This is a genomic window from Pseudooceanicola profundi (assembly GCF_050897955.1).
GTDB lineage: Bacteria > Pseudomonadota > Alphaproteobacteria > Rhodobacterales > Rhodobacteraceae > Pseudooceanicola.
Map to the genome: position 1 here is coordinate 2,262,925 of NZ_JBPAXZ010000001.1, position 14,998 is coordinate 2,277,922.

17 protein-coding genes and 1 tRNA gene are annotated in these 14,998 nt (G+C 63.4%); 7 read left to right on the plus strand and 11 right to left on the minus strand.

Features of this window, described 5'->3' with window-relative positions; genetic code table 11:
* Window positions 1-18: 18 nt before the first annotated feature.
* Window positions 19-1,002 (minus strand): complex I NDUFA9 subunit family protein, encoded by a 984-nt coding sequence (locus ACRARG_RS11335; protein ID WP_432690116.1) that lies wholly within the window; start codon window positions 1,000-1,002, stop codon window positions 19-21.
* Window positions 1,003-1,150: 148 nt separating this feature from the next.
* Here ACRARG_RS11335 and ACRARG_RS11340 point away from each other — a divergent pair.
* From ACRARG_RS11340 to ACRARG_RS11350, 3 genes are all read left to right on the plus strand, one after another.
* Window positions 1,151-1,236, plus strand: a tRNA-Leu gene (locus ACRARG_RS11340).
* Window positions 1,237-1,610: 374 nt separating this feature from the next.
* On the plus strand, window positions 1,611-2,597 hold the full coding sequence (gene pdxA, locus ACRARG_RS11345) for a 4-hydroxythreonine-4-phosphate dehydrogenase PdxA (protein WP_432690117.1): 987 nt from the start codon (window positions 1,611-1,613) through the stop codon (window positions 2,595-2,597).
* On the plus strand, window positions 2,597-3,310 hold the full coding sequence (locus ACRARG_RS11350; RefSeq protein WP_432690118.1) for a hypothetical protein: 714 nt from the start codon (window positions 2,597-2,599) through the stop codon (window positions 3,308-3,310). The genes pdxA and ACRARG_RS11350 overlap by 1 nt, the downstream gene beginning before the upstream one ends.
* Window positions 3,311-3,312: 2 nt before the next feature.
* Here ACRARG_RS11350 and pip read toward each other — a convergent pair whose 3' ends face one another.
* Window positions 3,313-4,299 carry a prolyl aminopeptidase gene (gene pip, locus ACRARG_RS11355; protein ID WP_432690119.1) on the minus strand — a complete coding sequence of 329 codons (987 nt, stop codon included), beginning with the start codon at window positions 4,297-4,299 and terminating at the stop codon, window positions 3,313-3,315.
* A gap of 49 nt (window positions 4,300-4,348) precedes the next feature.
* Between pip and ubiG the strand changes: the two genes are divergently transcribed.
* Window positions 4,349-5,092, plus strand: coding sequence for a bifunctional 2-polyprenyl-6-hydroxyphenol methylase/3-demethylubiquinol 3-O-methyltransferase UbiG (ubiG, locus tag ACRARG_RS11360; protein ID WP_432691363.1), 744 nt, complete (start codon window positions 4,349-4,351; stop codon window positions 5,090-5,092).
* A 221-nt stretch (window positions 5,093-5,313) separates the two neighbouring features.
* Here ubiG and ACRARG_RS11365 read toward each other — a convergent pair whose 3' ends face one another.
* The 4 genes from ACRARG_RS11365 to ACRARG_RS11380 are packed head-to-tail and all read right to left on the minus strand — an operon-like array spanning window position 5,314 to window position 7,622.
* Window positions 5,314-5,748 carry a MarR family winged helix-turn-helix transcriptional regulator gene (locus tag ACRARG_RS11365; protein ID WP_432690120.1) on the minus strand — a complete coding sequence of 145 codons (435 nt, stop codon included), beginning with the start codon at window positions 5,746-5,748 and terminating at the stop codon, window positions 5,314-5,316.
* Window positions 5,745-6,578 carry a carbon-nitrogen hydrolase family protein gene (locus ACRARG_RS11370; RefSeq protein ID WP_432690121.1) on the minus strand — a complete coding sequence of 278 codons (834 nt, stop codon included), beginning with the start codon at window positions 6,576-6,578 and terminating at the stop codon, window positions 5,745-5,747. The genes ACRARG_RS11365 and ACRARG_RS11370 overlap by 4 nt, the downstream gene beginning before the upstream one ends.
* 3 nt (window positions 6,579-6,581) lie before the next feature.
* Complete coding sequence (gene grxC / locus ACRARG_RS11375; RefSeq protein WP_432690122.1) at window positions 6,582-6,839, minus strand: glutaredoxin 3; 258 nt, start codon at window positions 6,837-6,839, stop codon at window positions 6,582-6,584.
* A 30-nt stretch (window positions 6,840-6,869) separates the two neighbouring features.
* Window positions 6,870-7,622: a double zinc ribbon domain-containing protein gene (locus tag ACRARG_RS11380; protein ID WP_432690123.1), complete on the minus strand. Its 753-nt coding sequence runs from the start codon at window positions 7,620-7,622 to the stop codon at window positions 6,870-6,872.
* Between ACRARG_RS11380 and ACRARG_RS11385 the strand changes: the two genes are divergently transcribed.
* Together ACRARG_RS11385 and hemH are read left to right on the plus strand one after the other, a co-directional pair.
* On the plus strand, window positions 7,613-8,443 hold the full coding sequence (locus tag ACRARG_RS11385; RefSeq protein ID WP_432690124.1) for a methyltransferase domain-containing protein: 831 nt from the start codon (window positions 7,613-7,615) through the stop codon (window positions 8,441-8,443). The genes ACRARG_RS11380 and ACRARG_RS11385 overlap by 10 nt on opposite strands.
* Before the next feature lie 51 nt (window positions 8,444-8,494).
* A complete protein-coding gene (gene hemH, locus ACRARG_RS11390; RefSeq protein ID WP_432690125.1) occupies window positions 8,495-9,532 on the plus strand; it encodes a ferrochelatase in 1,038 nt (345 codons plus the stop codon).
* An 84-nt stretch (window positions 9,533-9,616) separates the two neighbouring features.
* Here the strand turns inward: hemH and ACRARG_RS11395 are convergent, their stop codons facing one another.
* Entirely contained in the window at window positions 9,617-9,796 is a 180-nt protein-coding gene (locus tag ACRARG_RS11395; RefSeq protein WP_432690126.1) for a hypothetical protein, read from the minus strand.
* 140 nt (window positions 9,797-9,936) lie between these two features.
* Window positions 9,937-10,542, minus strand: coding sequence for a L,D-transpeptidase (locus ACRARG_RS11400; protein ID WP_432690127.1), 606 nt, complete (start codon window positions 10,540-10,542; stop codon window positions 9,937-9,939).
* A gap of 167 nt (window positions 10,543-10,709) precedes the next feature.
* On the opposite strand from ACRARG_RS11400, the gene dalA reads away from it, so the two are divergent.
* Window positions 10,710-11,252, plus strand: coding sequence for a divisome-associated lipoprotein DalA (gene dalA / locus ACRARG_RS11405; RefSeq protein WP_432690128.1), 543 nt, complete (start codon window positions 10,710-10,712; stop codon window positions 11,250-11,252).
* Between the two features lie 69 nt (window positions 11,253-11,321).
* Here the strand turns inward: dalA and ACRARG_RS11410 are convergent, their stop codons facing one another.
* From ACRARG_RS11410 to ACRARG_RS11420, 3 genes are all read right to left on the minus strand, one after another.
* Window positions 11,322-11,816 carry a L,D-transpeptidase family protein gene (locus tag ACRARG_RS11410; protein ID WP_432690129.1) on the minus strand — a complete coding sequence of 165 codons (495 nt, stop codon included), beginning with the start codon at window positions 11,814-11,816 and terminating at the stop codon, window positions 11,322-11,324.
* Between the two features lie 82 nt (window positions 11,817-11,898).
* On the minus strand, window positions 11,899-13,116 hold the full coding sequence (locus ACRARG_RS11415) for a class I SAM-dependent RNA methyltransferase (protein ID WP_432690130.1): 1,218 nt from the start codon (window positions 13,114-13,116) through the stop codon (window positions 11,899-11,901).
* Between the two features lie 39 nt (window positions 13,117-13,155).
* Window positions 13,156-14,997 (minus strand): ABC transporter ATP-binding protein, encoded by a 1,842-nt coding sequence (locus ACRARG_RS11420; protein WP_432690131.1) that lies wholly within the window; start codon window positions 14,995-14,997, stop codon window positions 13,156-13,158.
* Between the last annotated feature and the right edge of the window lies 1 nt (window position 14,998).

Genomic DNA, 14,998 nt, shown 5'->3' on the forward strand with positions numbered 1-14,998 from the left:
CCCGGCCCCACCGATCCGTCAGATCTTCAGGTTCTTCGCAGAATCCTTGATCGCCGCATACTGACCCGACGGCCGGAACCGCCAGAGGTAGGACGGCAGGACCGCCTCCATCGTCATCGGCACGATCCCGAGGGCATCAAACCCCTTTGCATCGCCCGACACGACATTGTCCTTCTGCAGATTGACGATCTGGTCCTGCGTCAGCGTGTCATTGTGGAACAGCCCCAGCGACACCACCTGCGCCGCGCTCAGACCAAAGGCCATGAGGTTCGCGACCCAGACAGGCAGGTTGATCAGCCCGCGGCGACGCTGGATCACACCCAGCATCTCCTGCATCAGCTCACGGAAGGTCCGGACTTCCGGCCCGCCAAGCTCGTAGACACCGCCCTGAGCCTTGCCCAGCAGGTAGACCTCTGCCGCGGCGGCGACGTCATCGACAAAGACCGGCTGGAATTTCGTATTGCCGCCGACCATCGGCAGCACCGGGCCGAGCTTGGTCATATTGGCGAAGCGGTTGAAAAACTCATCCTCCGGCCCGAAGAGGATCGAGGGGCGCAGGATCATCGCGCCCGGCATATGCTCCAGCACGGCGGCCTCGCCCAGCGCCTTGGTGCGGGCGTAATCGCTGTCGCTCTCTGTATCCGCACCGATGGCAGAGATCTGCACCATCTGCGCCACACCCTGTTCGGCGGCGATCCGGGCGACACGGCCAGCGCCTTCGGCCTGAACAGAATCAAACCCGTTCCTGCCCTTCTCCGACAGGATGCCGACGCAGTTCACCACCGCATCCGCCCCATGCGTGACCGCCCGGACGGAGGCATCGTCGCGGATATTGCAGAACACCGGCTCCACCTGACCGACAACGCCGTAGGTGCGCACGAACATGGAATCATTGGGGTGCCGCGTGGCAACCCGCACCCGCCAGCCCTGCTGGGCCATGCGGCGCGCGATATATTTCCCCAGAAAACCCGATCCGCCGAAGATGGTGACAAGCTTGGACATGGGGCAACCCCTCTTGGATATGGCCTTTTCCTTTTCCTAGCGGGGAGCCGCCTGTCGGGCAAGGCGATACGACTTTTGCGGTGAAAAACCCGCAAATCGCCGTTGACTCCCCGCCGGTCGCCCGGTAAATCGCGGCCTCACCACCCGTGCCCAGATGGCGGAATGGTAGACGCGCTGGCTTCAGGTGCCAGTGGCCGCAAGGCCGTGGAGGTTCGAGTCCTCTTCTGGGCACCACTACACTTTTCGAAGAAAAGTGGCCTTCATCTGACAAACAGACCAGAGCGGCAGCGGTTTTGGAAAAACCGCGAGAGATGTCCCGGTTTGAATTTTCTCCGGCACTTTACACCACACCAAATCCGCGAAATGTCATGTCGCCAGGATGGTCGCGGGTGTCCTCACTCCTTAGGGCCGCGATGCGCGCCTCGCTCCGCCTGGCTGGGTTGACCCAGGTGGCCTGACGACCGCAGACCGGCACGCTGACCGGATCTCCGTTTTCTGCGCCGCGGCGCGAAAGGGGTGCCAGTAGGCTGAATTCGGTGGCATAAATGAAGACAGGGCCACGACATACCGTCTGTGGACGGACCCGGCCCGGGAAGGAAGACCTGACCATGACCGCCCCTTTAGCCGTCACTTTGGGTGATCCGGCCGGGATCGGGCCGGAGATTGCCGCGCGCTGCATTCTCGCCCCGGATGCACCGGATGCCATCGCCATTGGTCAGCCGCAGGTATTGAGACGCGCGCTGGATCTGGTGGCGCCGGACGTTGTCATCAGACTGGCGACCCCGCAGACACCTCGCGCGCCCGGCGAGATCAGGCTGCTGGCCACGGAGGAGGCAAAGCCGCCTCCGGAAATGGGCAAGGTTTCCGCCGCATCAGGCCGTGCGGCCTATGACGCGATTGCCAGGGCGATCCAACTGGCGCGCACAGGCGCCGTCGCCGGTATTGTGACCGCGCCGATACACAAGGCCGCGCTGGCCGCCGCCGGGGTCCCCTATCCCGGACATACCGAAATGCTGGCCGATCTGGGGGGCGCTACCCGGGTCGCAATGATGCTGGCCAATGACGAGATCCGCACCGTTCTGGTCACCATTCACGTCAGCTTGCGCGATGCGATTGCGCAGGCCGATCATGCCGCGCAGATGACGGCGATCCGGCTGGCCCATGACGGCTGCCGCGCCTTCGGGATCAGGCACCCGCGCGTTGCCGTCGCCGGGCTGAACCCCCATGCCGGAGAGGACGGTCTGTTCGGCCGCGAGGAAATAGAGATCATCCGCCCCGCGATCGAGGCCGCCCGCCAGGAGGGGATTGACGCAACTGGCCCCTGGCCGGGCGACACGGTCTTTATGCAGGCCCGCGCTGGCCGCTTCGACGTTGTCGTCGCGCAATATCACGATCAGGGGCTGATCCCGGTCAAATATATGGGGCTGGAAAAGGGCGTGAACATCACGCTGGGCCTTCCCTTCGTGCGCACCTCTCCGGATCACGGCACGGCCTTCGACATCGCCGGCAGGGGCAGTGCCGACCCCGCCTCCATGATGACGGCGCTGTCCATGGCCGCGACCCTGGCCCGACACCGCCAGACGGTGCCCGGCTGATGGAGTTCATCTTCATGCTGACGCGGAACGACAGGACGGTGCCGGAGGCGATGGACCATCTGAAGACCGCGCTGGACCTCGGCCTGCGTCACATCGGGTTCAAGGATATCGGCCTGCCGGTCGCCGATCTGACCGCGCTGAACAAAGCGATCCGACAAGGTGGCGCGGTGTCCTACCTTGAGGTTGTGTCGCTTGATGAGGAGAGCGAGCTGGCCTCGGCCCGGGCGGCCGTCGATATCGGCGTCGACGTCTTGCTGGGCGGCACCAGAACGGAGCTTGTTCTGCCGGTAATTTCAGGCACGAACATACGGTACTACCCCTTTCCCGGCCGGGTCAGCGGTCATCCCTCTGTGTTGCAGGGCCCCGCCTCCGATATCATCGACTCGGCCAGGCGGCTTGCCGGTCAACCGGGCGTGGCCGGGCTCGACCTCTTGGCCTGGCGATTCGATGGCGACGTTCCCGCCCTGATAGAGCAGGTCGTGAAAGCCGCCGCCAAGCCGGTGATTGTCGCCGGCTCTATCGAGAGCGAAGCGCGGATTGCTCAGGCTCATGCGGCCGGCGCGGCCGGGTTCACCATTGGTACAGCCGCGCTGGACGGAACATTCGAAGCGGCGGCGCCGGACCTTGCCGCCCAAATCAATGCGATTCAGGCTGCCACGAAACGGATCACTGGCCAGCCCGCGCGCCGAGGCGCCGCGGATCGCCCGGCGTAAAGCTACCGCTCACCCAAGGCGCCACTGGCGATCCGGTTGGTGGCCCGGACCAGCTCAGCTGATATTCCCGGTTCCGACAATGCATGCCCGGCATCGCCGACAATCTGCAATTCACTGTTCGGCCAGACAGAGGCCAGCTGATATGCGGTCGCCGGCGGACAGATCATATCGTAGCGGCCCTGAACGATCACACCGGGAATATGCGCAATCCGGTCCATCCGGTTCAGGATATGCCCGTCCTCCTCCAGCCAGCCGAAATTGGAAAAATAGTGGTTCTCCAGCCGGGCAAAGGCCCGGGCATAATCGCCGGGGGCATCGCCGCTCATCCCGCCGGACCGCATCGAGGCCAGCGAATTCTCCCAGCCGGACCAGGCCCGGGCGAATGTCGTCTCCTCCATCCGGTTGCCGGAAAACAGCCGCCGGGCATAGGCCGCGATCATATCGCCCCGCTCGTCCTGTGGGATCATATCGCTGAACCGGGCCCAGGCTTCGGGCCAGAACTGACCGGCACCGCCCTGATAGAACCAGTCCAGTTCCTTGCGCGTCATCAGAAAGACGCCGCGCAGCACAAGATGGCTGACCCGGTCGGGATGGGTCTGCGCATACAGCAATGCCAGCGTGGCACCCCAGCTGCCCCCGAACACGACCCAGCTGTCGATGCCCAGCAGATCGCGGATATGGTCGATATCGGCCACCAGATGCCAGGTTGTATTATTCTCTACACTGGCATGCGGGCGCGACCGGCCGCATCCGCGCTGGTCAAACAGGATCACCCGGTAGATCTTCGGATCGAAATAGCGCCGCATCGCGGGCGAACAGCCGCCCCCCGGCCCGCCATGCAGAACGACGACGGGTCGGCCGTCCGGGTTTCCCGACTGTTCCATATAGACGGTATGGCCATCGCCCACATCGATCATCCGCTGATCGAACGGGTCGATCGGCGGAAAGAGATACGACGCTGCGCTCTTTTGGCCCGAGGACTTATCCATGATCTGCCCTATATACGATGGCAGTCAGCATGGCCCCAAGGATCAGGAAATGCAATCGACCGACACGATCGACCCCGCGGAAGTCGCCAAGTTCGAGGCCATGGCCGCCGACTGGTGGAATCCGCATGGCAAGTTCAAGCCGCTGCATATGATGAACCCGGTCCGGCTGGACTACATCACCCGTCAGATCGCGGCGGAGTTTGACCGCGACCTTGGCACGGACCGCCCGTTTCAGGGTCTGCGTCTGCTGGATATCGGCTGTGGCGGCGGCTTGCTGTGTGAACCGATGGCGCGGCTGGGGGCCACGGTGATCGGCGCCGACGCGGCGGAGCGGAACATCCCGGTGGCGCGCGTCCATGCCGAACAATCGGGGCTGGAGATCGACTATCGCCACACCACGGCAGAGGCCATGGCCGCCGCGGGCGAGCGGTTCGATATCGTGCTGAACATGGAGGTCGTCGAACATGTGGCCGATCCCGCAGGCTATCTGAAAGCCTGTCATGATCTGCTGAAACCCGGCGGGCTGCACATCTGTTCCACGATCAACCGCAATCCCAAGAGCTTTGCCGTGGCGATTGTCGGGGCGGAGGTCGTCATGCGCTGGCTGCCGCGCGGCACACATGACTGGTCGAAATTCATCACCCCGGACGAGCTTTATGCTCTGATCCGGGAGGCGGGGCTGGACCCGGTGGATCGCAAGGGGTTCGTCTTCAACCCCGTCTCCTGGCAATGGCGCATCTCCGACAGGGATCTGTCCGTGAACTATGTGACGGCATCTGTTCGGGCGGAATAGGGTCTGTTTTCGAACCGGGAACGGAGCCGTGCATCGGCGGGCCGCGGTGCGTCGATCCTGACCGGTGGTGCTTGCGCTTTATGGCTGTCAGTTTGCCGTCAAATCAGGATGTATCGCCTGCACCGGCCAAATCGACGTGCCGGGGGGCGGCCCGTCGATGCGCGGCGGCCTGCGGCCTTGATTCCGCGCAGGCGTCCTCTCGAAACCGGCTGAAACAGACCCTATTCCAGCTTGCCGCGCAATTCCCTGAGGATCGGGAGCACCGCGCGGATCCGGTCTGCGCCCATATCGCCGATCACCTCTTCCACCATCGGCGACACCGCCTGCAGCGTCGCATCCCGCGCCAGCCGCCCGGCCGGAGAGATCACCACGAGCTTGCGCCGCGCATCCTCCCAATCGGGGCGGATATGCACATAGCCCGACCATTCCAACCGCGACAGCGTATTGGTCATCGCCCCGCGCGTGACGTGAAAGGTCTGCGCCAGCTGCGCGGGTGTGCGTTCCTGACCGACATGGGCCAGATGGTTCAGCACGGAGAAATGCGAGATCTCCATCCCCTTGGGCATGACCTTGGACAGCCGGTTCCGCACCAGCTGATCGGCTGTCAGAATCTCGCTGAAAAGCGCAATGGCAAGGGCACTGGTCGCATCACTCATGAGACCAGCGTGAACTCCCGGTCATGGGTGAGCGAGGCCACGCGGCCGCGTGCCTTATCGACCTCAGCCAGGTCCAGATCGACGAGGAACACCCCCGTCTCTGTCCCGGCATCCAGCAGCACCTCGCCCCATGGCGCCACGACCAGCGAATGGCCATAGGTGGCCCGCGGCTTGGGCGACTGCATCACATGCTCGCCCACCTGCGCGGGGGCCAGAACGAAACAGCCGCTCTCGATCGCGCGGGCGCGCAGCAGCGCCTCCCAATGTGCGGCGCCGGTCACGGGCGAAAAGGCCGACGGAATCGTCAGGATCTGCGCCCCGGCATGGGCCAGCACGCGGTAGAGCCGGGGGAAGCGCAGGTCATAACACACGGTCATGCCGATTTTGGCGAACCCGGCATCCACGACGACGGCCCGATCCCCGGGACGGTAACCGGCGCTTTCGCGATAGCTCTCCGTTTCTGACACCTGCACGTCGAACATGTGGATTTTATCGTACCAGCCGGCAATCGCCCCGTCCGGCCCAATCAGGAAGGAGCGGTTGGCGAAGCGCCCGTCCGCATCCCCGGTCTTCACGGCGAGGGAGCCGAGCAACAGCCAGATGCCGAGCTCTTTCGCCTCCGCCTTCATGGCCGTCAGGAACTTATCGTCGTCCTGCAACGACAGAACCTGCTGCTGATGCTTGCGGTCGGTGGAGACGCAGTTCGTCACCTCCGGCGTCAGGACAAAGCCCGCACCCTGCGCGGCGGCGTCGCGCACCAAGTCCCGCACCATGGCGAGGTTCGCCTCCGGATCGTCGGAGGAGGTGATCTGGAGCAGCGCCGCCTTCATCCCTCAGGCCGCCAGCAGCGGGTCCAGCTTGCCCTCACGCTCCAGCGCATAGAGGTCGTCGCAGCCACCGACATGGGTTTCCCCGATGAAAATCTGCGGCACGGTGCGGCCGCCGTTGGCACGGGCGATCATCTCTTCCTTGCGGGGGGCATCGCGGAGCACGTCGATCTCGGTATAGGTCACACCCTTCTGGTCCAGCAGACGCTTGGCGGCATGGCAGAAGCCGCAGATCGGTGAGGTATAGATTTCGACAGGTTTCATGACGGGTCTCCGAATGAGGTCCGCATTAACCTATGCCTCTTTCACCGCCCGCGCCAGTGTCAGCACCCGGACAGGGCCGGACCCGGCCGCGATCAGCGCCTCCGTCGCCACGGAAAGCGTCGCGCCCGAGGTCATGACATCGTCGATGAGCAGGATCGGACGGTCGCGGATCAATGGCAGGCGTGACGAGCGGACCGCCAGCGTCCGGGCCATCAGCCGGTACCGCGCATCAGAGCCTAACCCGCCCAAACTCGGCGTCGCGATCCGCCGGATCAGCAGGTCGGGACAGAGCTCCAGCCCAGCATCCCGCGCCACCTGCCGGGCGAGAAGAACGGACTGGTTGTACCGACGCTTGACCATGCGCCGCCAGTGCAGCGGCACGGCTGCGACCACGGCATTGTCGAGCTCCATCGCACGTGCGGCGCGCGCCATCCAGCGCCCGGCGGGACGCGCCAGATGCATCTGATCGCCGTGTTTCAGCGCCAGCACCAGCCGGCGTCCATTGCCATCATAGACCAGCGCCGCGCGCCCCTGTGCCCAGGGCCGGTGCAGGGTCAGGCAATCGTCGCAAAGATCGCCCCCCACCACCTCACCCATCAGCGGCGCCCCGCATCCATCGCAGACCGGGCCGGAAATGAACGGCGTGTCCCGCCAGCAGGCCCCGCAGAGCGCGCCATCCTCCTGCACCCGTGCATCGCAGCAAAGGCAGGTCGGCGGATAGATCACGCGGATCGTGGTTTGCCAGAGCGCCGCCGCGCGCATATCTAGGCGCCATGAGCGCATCGACCCCTCCCCGTCTGACCGACCGTACGGCCCTGACCCGCAACCGCCGCAGGAGCCGAGAAGAGGCCCTGTTCCTGCATGATATGGCCATGGACGACATTCAGGATCGCCTGGATATGGTTAACAGGTCCTTTACCACGCCCGCTGTCGTCACCGGCCAACCGCAGAAATGGTCCGCCCTGCCCGGCCTGCCCGCGCCAAAGATCGTCGCGGATACGGAGGTTCTGGCGCTGGAACCCGGTGCGCATGACCTTGTCATCCATGCCATGTCGCTGCACTGGGCCGATGATCCGATCGGCCAGATCATCCAGTGCCGCCATGCGCTGAAACCCGACGGGCTGTTCCTGGCCGTCATGCCCGCCGGCCGTACCCTGCACGAGTTGCGCGCCGCCATGGCAGAGGCAGAGGCGCAGGTCACCGGTGGCCTGTCGCCCCGTGTCGCCCCCATGGCAGAGCTGCGCGACCTCGGCGCGCTGCTGCAACGTGCCGAACTGGCCTTGCCGGTGGCCGATGGTGCGCCCTTCACCGCCAGCTATGCCACGCCACTGCACCTGATGCGGGAGCTGCGGTATATGGGGGAGGGCAATGCGCTTGACGCCCGCCTGCGCCGACCGACCCGCCGCGCGGTACTGATGCGGGCCATGGAAATCTACATGGAGAGCTTCGGCACCGATGACGGCCGCATCCCCGCCACCTTTGAGCTGATCACCCTGACCGGCTGGGCCCCGGACGCAAGCCAGCCGAAACCGCTGCGCCCCGGGTCCGCCACCAGCCGTCTTGCAGATGCGCTGAATGCGCGCGAAGTGCCGCTGAAGGATTGACCGGCGCGATTTAGTCGCTAGGTCCGGGTCAGACCCGCCTAAGGACCGACCATGACGCACGCCCATATGCCCGCTGATCACCCGAAACTTCCGCAGCAGAAGGTGGGCATCCTGCTTGCCAATCTGGGCACGCCGGATGCGACGGATTACTGGTCCATGCGGCGCTATCTGAGCGAGTTTCTGTCCGACCAGCGCGTCATCGATTACCCCAAATGGAAATGGCAGCCGATCCTGCAGGGCATCGTGCTGACGATCCGGCCCTTCAAATCCGGTGCCGCCTACAAGACCATCTGGAACAAGGAGGCGGATGAATCCCCCCTCATGACGATCACCAAGCAGCAGCATGCCAAGCTGGCCCAGACCCTGCACGGGCGCTACGGCGATCAGATCATGGTCGATTACTGCATGCGCTACGGCAATCCCTCGACCAAATCGAAGGTGGCGGCGATGGTTGCGGCGGGCTGCACGAAGATCCTCTTCTGCCCGCTCTACCCGCAATATGCGGGGGCCACGACAGCCACCGCCAATGACGAATTCTTCCGCGCGCTGATGGAAGAGAAATGGCAGCCCGCCACACGCACGCTGCCGCCCTATTTCGACCATCCCGACTATATCGACGCGCTCGCGCAATCGGTTGAACGGGGCTACGCGGCGGCGGCAGACCAGCCGGATATCCTGATCTGTTCCTACCACGGCCTGCCCTTCCGCTACCTGACGGAAGGCGACCCCTATCATTGCCAGTGCCAGAAAACGACGCGCCTGCTGAAGGAACGGTTGGGCTGGGCGGATGACCGGATCATGACCACCTTCCAGTCAAAATTCGGACCGGAAGAATGGCTCCAGCCCTATACGGTCGAGGAAGTCGCGCGTCAGGCGGAAGCCGGGAACAAGAAGATCGCCGTGATCGCCCCCGCCTTTTCGGCCGACTGCATCGAAACGCTGGAAGAGATCAACGAAGAGATCCGCGAAAGTTTTGAGCATGCAGGCGGCGAAAGCTTCACCTATATCCCCTGCCTGAACGATGACGACGCCCATATCGCGGCGCTGGCCGGGCGGATCGAGGCAAACCTCGCAGGCTGGCTGGACTGACCCGGCAAGGCGCCGCCGGCCCGACGCCGAAAACAAAAAAGGCGGTGCCGAAGCACCGCCTTTTCCGTAATCCGTAGCTGCAGCTTACTGGGAAGCAGCAACAGCAACCACTGCCAGAAGCAGCAGGGGGATGATGATGCCAGCGGACGAAGAGGTGGTCTCTTCGACGATGACGGGAGCTTCGACGATCGGCTCGGCCAGGGAGCCGGCGGTTGCGGACGAAGCGGCTGCGGCCAGGGCGGCTGCGAGAACGAGTTTCTTCATAGTATCCTCCAGATATACGCCGGAAGAAGAACATACCTCTCCGGCACCCAAGACTTACCTCGTACCCCTCTCTAACCAGCAATCTTTGGTGATTGCAATTGGTTGTTAAGGTTACCGCACGCGGGTTGGCCCCGGTGTCGTCAAATTAGCAACACCTGTGTGCCCACTTTGGCAAGCTCGAACAGCTGGGTGATATGCTCGTTGTACAGGCCGATACATCCGTTCGACGATCTGCGCCCGATCTTCCGCGTATCGTGGGTGCCGTGAATACGGTAATAGGTCCAGCCCAGGTACAGTGCCAGCGGGCCCAGCGGGTTGTCCGGTGCACCGCCTTCGACCACGGCCGGCCATTCCGGATTGCGTTCCCGCATCGACGGAGTCGGCCGCCATGTCGGCGCAACGACTTTCTGGATGACCGTCGTGCGACCGCGCCGTGTCAGCTCTTCTGTCAGGGGAACCGACGACGGATAAAGCCGGTAAATCGACTGATCTTCAGACCAGTAATGCAGGGCGCGGCTGTCGATATCGACAAGAATAGCCCCGTTCTTGGTATTGGAAAAATAGGGCTGCCAGTCCAGCGACCGGAAGCTGGAGATATTCCGGCGAACGGATTCCGTGGGATCGCGCTCAACCTCCGTCGAATTCTCGAACGGCGTGGCATATTCAGACTGGGCAAGGGCGGGGCTTGCGAGCGCGGCGGCGGATCCCGCCAGGAAGGCCCGCCGGGACGGGGCGAATTTTCTCATGGTGCACCTGTGGATCACATCTCTCGATGCTCTATTGTATTGCGCCAGCAGGAGAGTTCAATTCAAAGGATCGTCACCAGCGACAAGACGCGCCCCCGGGGGGTTTGAACTGCCCTCTTGCATTCGATACAGATGATTTTCAAACCGACACGGCAGGACAGACAGCTATGCGATTTCCCCTGATCATTGCAACGGCGCTTGTGGCGCTTCAGGCATGTACGCCTGTACCCGGCGACCAGCCGCAGCGACTGGGGTCCGATGGCAAACCTCTGCCCAAGCTGTATCGGATCGGTGGCAATGCCAGCAACAAGATCCCTTATGAAATGCTGGATGCGGTGAATGCGCTGCGCGCCGCCTCGGGGGCTGCGCCTGTAGAGCTGGACAGCCGCCTCACGGCGGCCGCGGCCACCCACGCACAGGATATGTCGCGCCAGAACCGGCCCTGGCATTTCGGGTCTGACGGATCGTCCCCTATCGACCGGGTGCGCCGCGTCGGCTTTACCGGCCTGATGCTGGGCGAAAACATCTCGGAAACCTATGAGACAGAGATTGAAACGCTGTCCGCATGGATGGATCAGGACGACACCCGCCGGGTGATCCTCGACAGGCGCGCCGTGGGCATGGGCTTTGCCTGGTACCAGGAGAGCGGCGGCAAAATCTGGTGGACCCTGATCATGGGCGGCGCCGAAACCGGCCTGCCCAGCAGCTGATCCAGACAGTTACAGGCCCCGGTCGGGGCCTGTTTCATCTCGGCCTATGTCAGAGAATAAGGCCAGAAATCAGGGGTAGATCGTGATCAAAGTGCCATCGTTGACCATGGCGTAAATCTCTTCGATATCCTTGTTGCGCACCGCAATGCAGCCCGCAGTCCAGTCCCGTGAAAGCTGCTTCTGTTTCACATTGGGCTCGCCATGGATGAAGATATCGCCACCGGGGCTTTTGCCCTGGGAACTGGCAAAGGCACGATCGTTTACATTGGGATAGGAAATGCCGACCGACAGGTAGAATTTGCTGTCGGGATTGCGGCGATCGACGCGATAGGTGCCTTCCGGCGTCCGGCCGTCGCCTTCGTACTGCTTGTGCCCAACGGGCGCAAAGCCAAGCCCGATGTCATATTTCTTCAGCACCTTGGTCTTGTGCAGAAGATACATCTTACGCTCTTCCTTATAGACAAGGATCCGCGTCACCTCGGGGCCGTTATAGACCCGCGAATTTGAACATGCCGATAGACCGAGTCCCAGAACGAGAACCAGGAGAAAAGAAAGAAACCGCATCACTGCCGCCTGTCACCTAAGCTTTTTTGCCTGTCATGCCTGAATTTTGGATTATTTTCTAGTGGTCACAAAGGCTTTACCTTCACGTGCGTGTGAAGCCGGCCACAAGTTCGACATGGGCGGACCATCGGAACTGATCGACCACGGTCACCGGACCCATCCGGTACCCCGCCGCAAGCAGCGTTGACGCATCCCGCGCAAATGTAACCGGATTGCAGGAGACATGGGCGATGACCGGAACCTGCGCCCGGGCCAGCTCTGCCATCTGCGTCTCTGCCCCGGCGCGCGGCGGGTCGATGACCACGGCGCCGAAGCCCGCCAGCTCATCAGCCATCAGAGGATTGCGGAACAGATCGCGTGTCACCGCGCGCACCCGGCGGAGTCCGCGCGCCTCCCTCCAGCCGCGATCCAGCGCGGCGATCATGCCGGCATCGCCTTCCACCGCCAAGACCTCGGCCTGATCCGCGAGAGGCAGGGCGAAGGTCCCCGCACCGGCAAACAGATCCGCGATCCGGTTCTTATCGCCAACGATCTGCCGCACGGCCGCCAGCAGCGCCAGCTCTCCGGCTTTGGTGGCCTGCAGAAAGGCGCCGGGCGGAGGCACGACCAACGCGTCGCCGAAGCTTTGAAAGGGCGGCTTGCGGGTCGCGATCACCTCCCCGCTCCAGGCAAGCCGGGCCAGGTTCATCACATCCGCCTTCTGCGCGAGAATAGTCTCTAACGTGCGGTCCAGAGCCTTTCCGCCTTGAACCGCAATGTCGAGACCGGACTCCGACAGCGTGGCCAGCACGCTCAGCTCGCCTTTGCGCGACCCGCCGGTAACGGCCAGATCCTCGGCAATCGCAACCGCAGGAAGCAGATCAGGATGCAGCAGCTGACAGTCCGGAATGGCGATGATTGTCTCCGACGCGCGACCGTGGAACCCGGCCAGCGCCCCCTTCTTGGTCCGCCGTGCCGACAGCGTCGCCCGACGGCGTGACCGCGCCGGAGAGGTCACAACCCCCGCAAGATCCATCGCGATGCCGCGGGTCAGCAGCGCCTGCCGGACAACATCGGCCTTCCAGCCTTCTACAAAGGAGTTGCTGGCATGCTGAAGCGCACAGCCGCCGCAGGACTTAAAATGACGACAGGGGGCCGCGACCCGTTCAGGCGAGGGGGTGACCACCCGAACATCATTCAGCCGGTCACCATCAGGAAGCCCCGTCACCTCTTCGCCAGGAAGGGTCATAGGCGCAAAGATCGGGCCAGCAGCGACGCCGTCGCCCTGATGCCCCAGACGTTGTATCAGATATGCGTTCATATCGATCCGATACCGCGCCGCGCCCGGCCACGCCAAGCCCTATTCGGCGGCATCCTGCGACCCGATGAACCCACCGGACTGCCGGCTCCAGTACCGCGCATAAAGACCCTGTTTCGCCAGCAGCTCGTCATGGGTGCCAAGCTCCACAATCCGCCCGGCGTCCAGAACGGCAATCCTGTCCATATGCGCAATCGTCGAAAGCCTGTGCGCGACGGCCAGCACGGTTTTGCCCTCCATCACCCGCTCCAGCGCCGTCTGGATCGATGCCTCGACCTCGGAATCCAGTGCCGATGTCGCCTCATCCAGGATGAGGATCGGCGCATCCTTGAGAATGGCCCGCGCCAGAGCGATCCTCTGTCGCTGCCCGCCGGACAGTTTCACGCCCCGCTCGCCCAGCCGCGCCTGATAGCCCTCATTGCCCATGTGATCCGCCAGAGTCTGGATGAACTCATGCGCCTCGGCCTTTGTCGCAGCGGCAAAGACCTCCTCCTCTCCGGCATCTGGTCGGCCATAGCGGATATTGTCCATCGCGGAGCGATTGAACATCGCCGTTTCCTGCGTGACCATGCCGATCTGGCGCCTCAGACTGTCCTGGGTGACATCGGCTATATCCTGGCCATCGATCAAGATTCGACCCTGTTCCGGTGCATAGAGCCGCATAAGGAGCGACACCAAGGTCGACTTCCCGGCCCCCGATGCCCCCACGATGCCCAGTTTTTCGCCCGGCCTGATCTCCAGGCTGATGTCCTGAACGCCGCCCAGTTCCCGCCCATAGGCAAAGGTCAGATGGTCCAGCGTGACGCGTCCTTCCGGGACCGACAGATCCCCGGCACCTTCTGCATCGTCCAGCCGGACGGGATAGGCCAGGGTGCGCATACCGTCCTCAAGCTCACCGATATTGGCGGAAATCCCCATAATGGTGAAACTGACCCAGCCGGTCATCTGGGCCAGACGGATCGACACCGTCCCCGCAGCCACGATCGACCCGACCGAGGTCAGCCCGGCCGACCAGAGCCACAGCGCCCCGCCCACAAGCAGGACCGGCAGAAGCCCCGCAAGGGTGAAGAGGATCACCCGGAACGTCACCGCAACCTTTGCGAAATCCAGCGCCTTCTGCCGGAACACGCCAATCGCGGACAGCGCGACACGATCCTCATGATCGGCATGGGCAAAGAGCTTGACCGTTTTGATGTTCGTGATCGTGTCGACTACCTGCCCGGATACGGTGGCCCGCGCCGCGGCCCGCGCCTTTGACCGCACCCGGATACGTGGCAGAAAATAGCGGATCAGCACGATATAGGCACTGAGCCAGACCAGAAACACCAGAACCAGCCAGGGATCGATCGTAAAGATCAGCGCACCCGCAGCCATGATGGAGGCCAGCGCGAAGACGACGGAATTGATCGTCTCCATGGACACCTCGGTCATGGCGGAGGCGCTCTGCATCTGCTTCTGCGCAATGCGTCCGGCAAAATCATTGTCGAAATAGGTCACGCTCTGACCAAGCGTCCAGCGATGCAGGCGGCTGAGCGTCAGGGTAAACACATTGGGCATGATAAACAGCGTGTTCACCGCCGAGGACACACCCATGAGCAGCGGCCGGGCCAGCAGGAAGAACGCAAAGGCCAGCACAACGATGGTCAGGCTTTCCCCCTGAAACACCTGCTGCGGGCCAGCGGCCGTGGCCGTGTCGATCACCGCGCCCAGCACCCAGGCAGAGCCGACCTCGACCATGCCGGCCAGCGCCGAAAGCACGGCCGAGACAGAGATGATCGGCCAGCCGCCGCGCAAGAGCCAGCCGATATAGGGTATCAGCGTGACGGGCGGCGGACCGTCGGCGCGCTGAAACGGGTCAATGATGCGACGGGTGTCAAAAGGCATA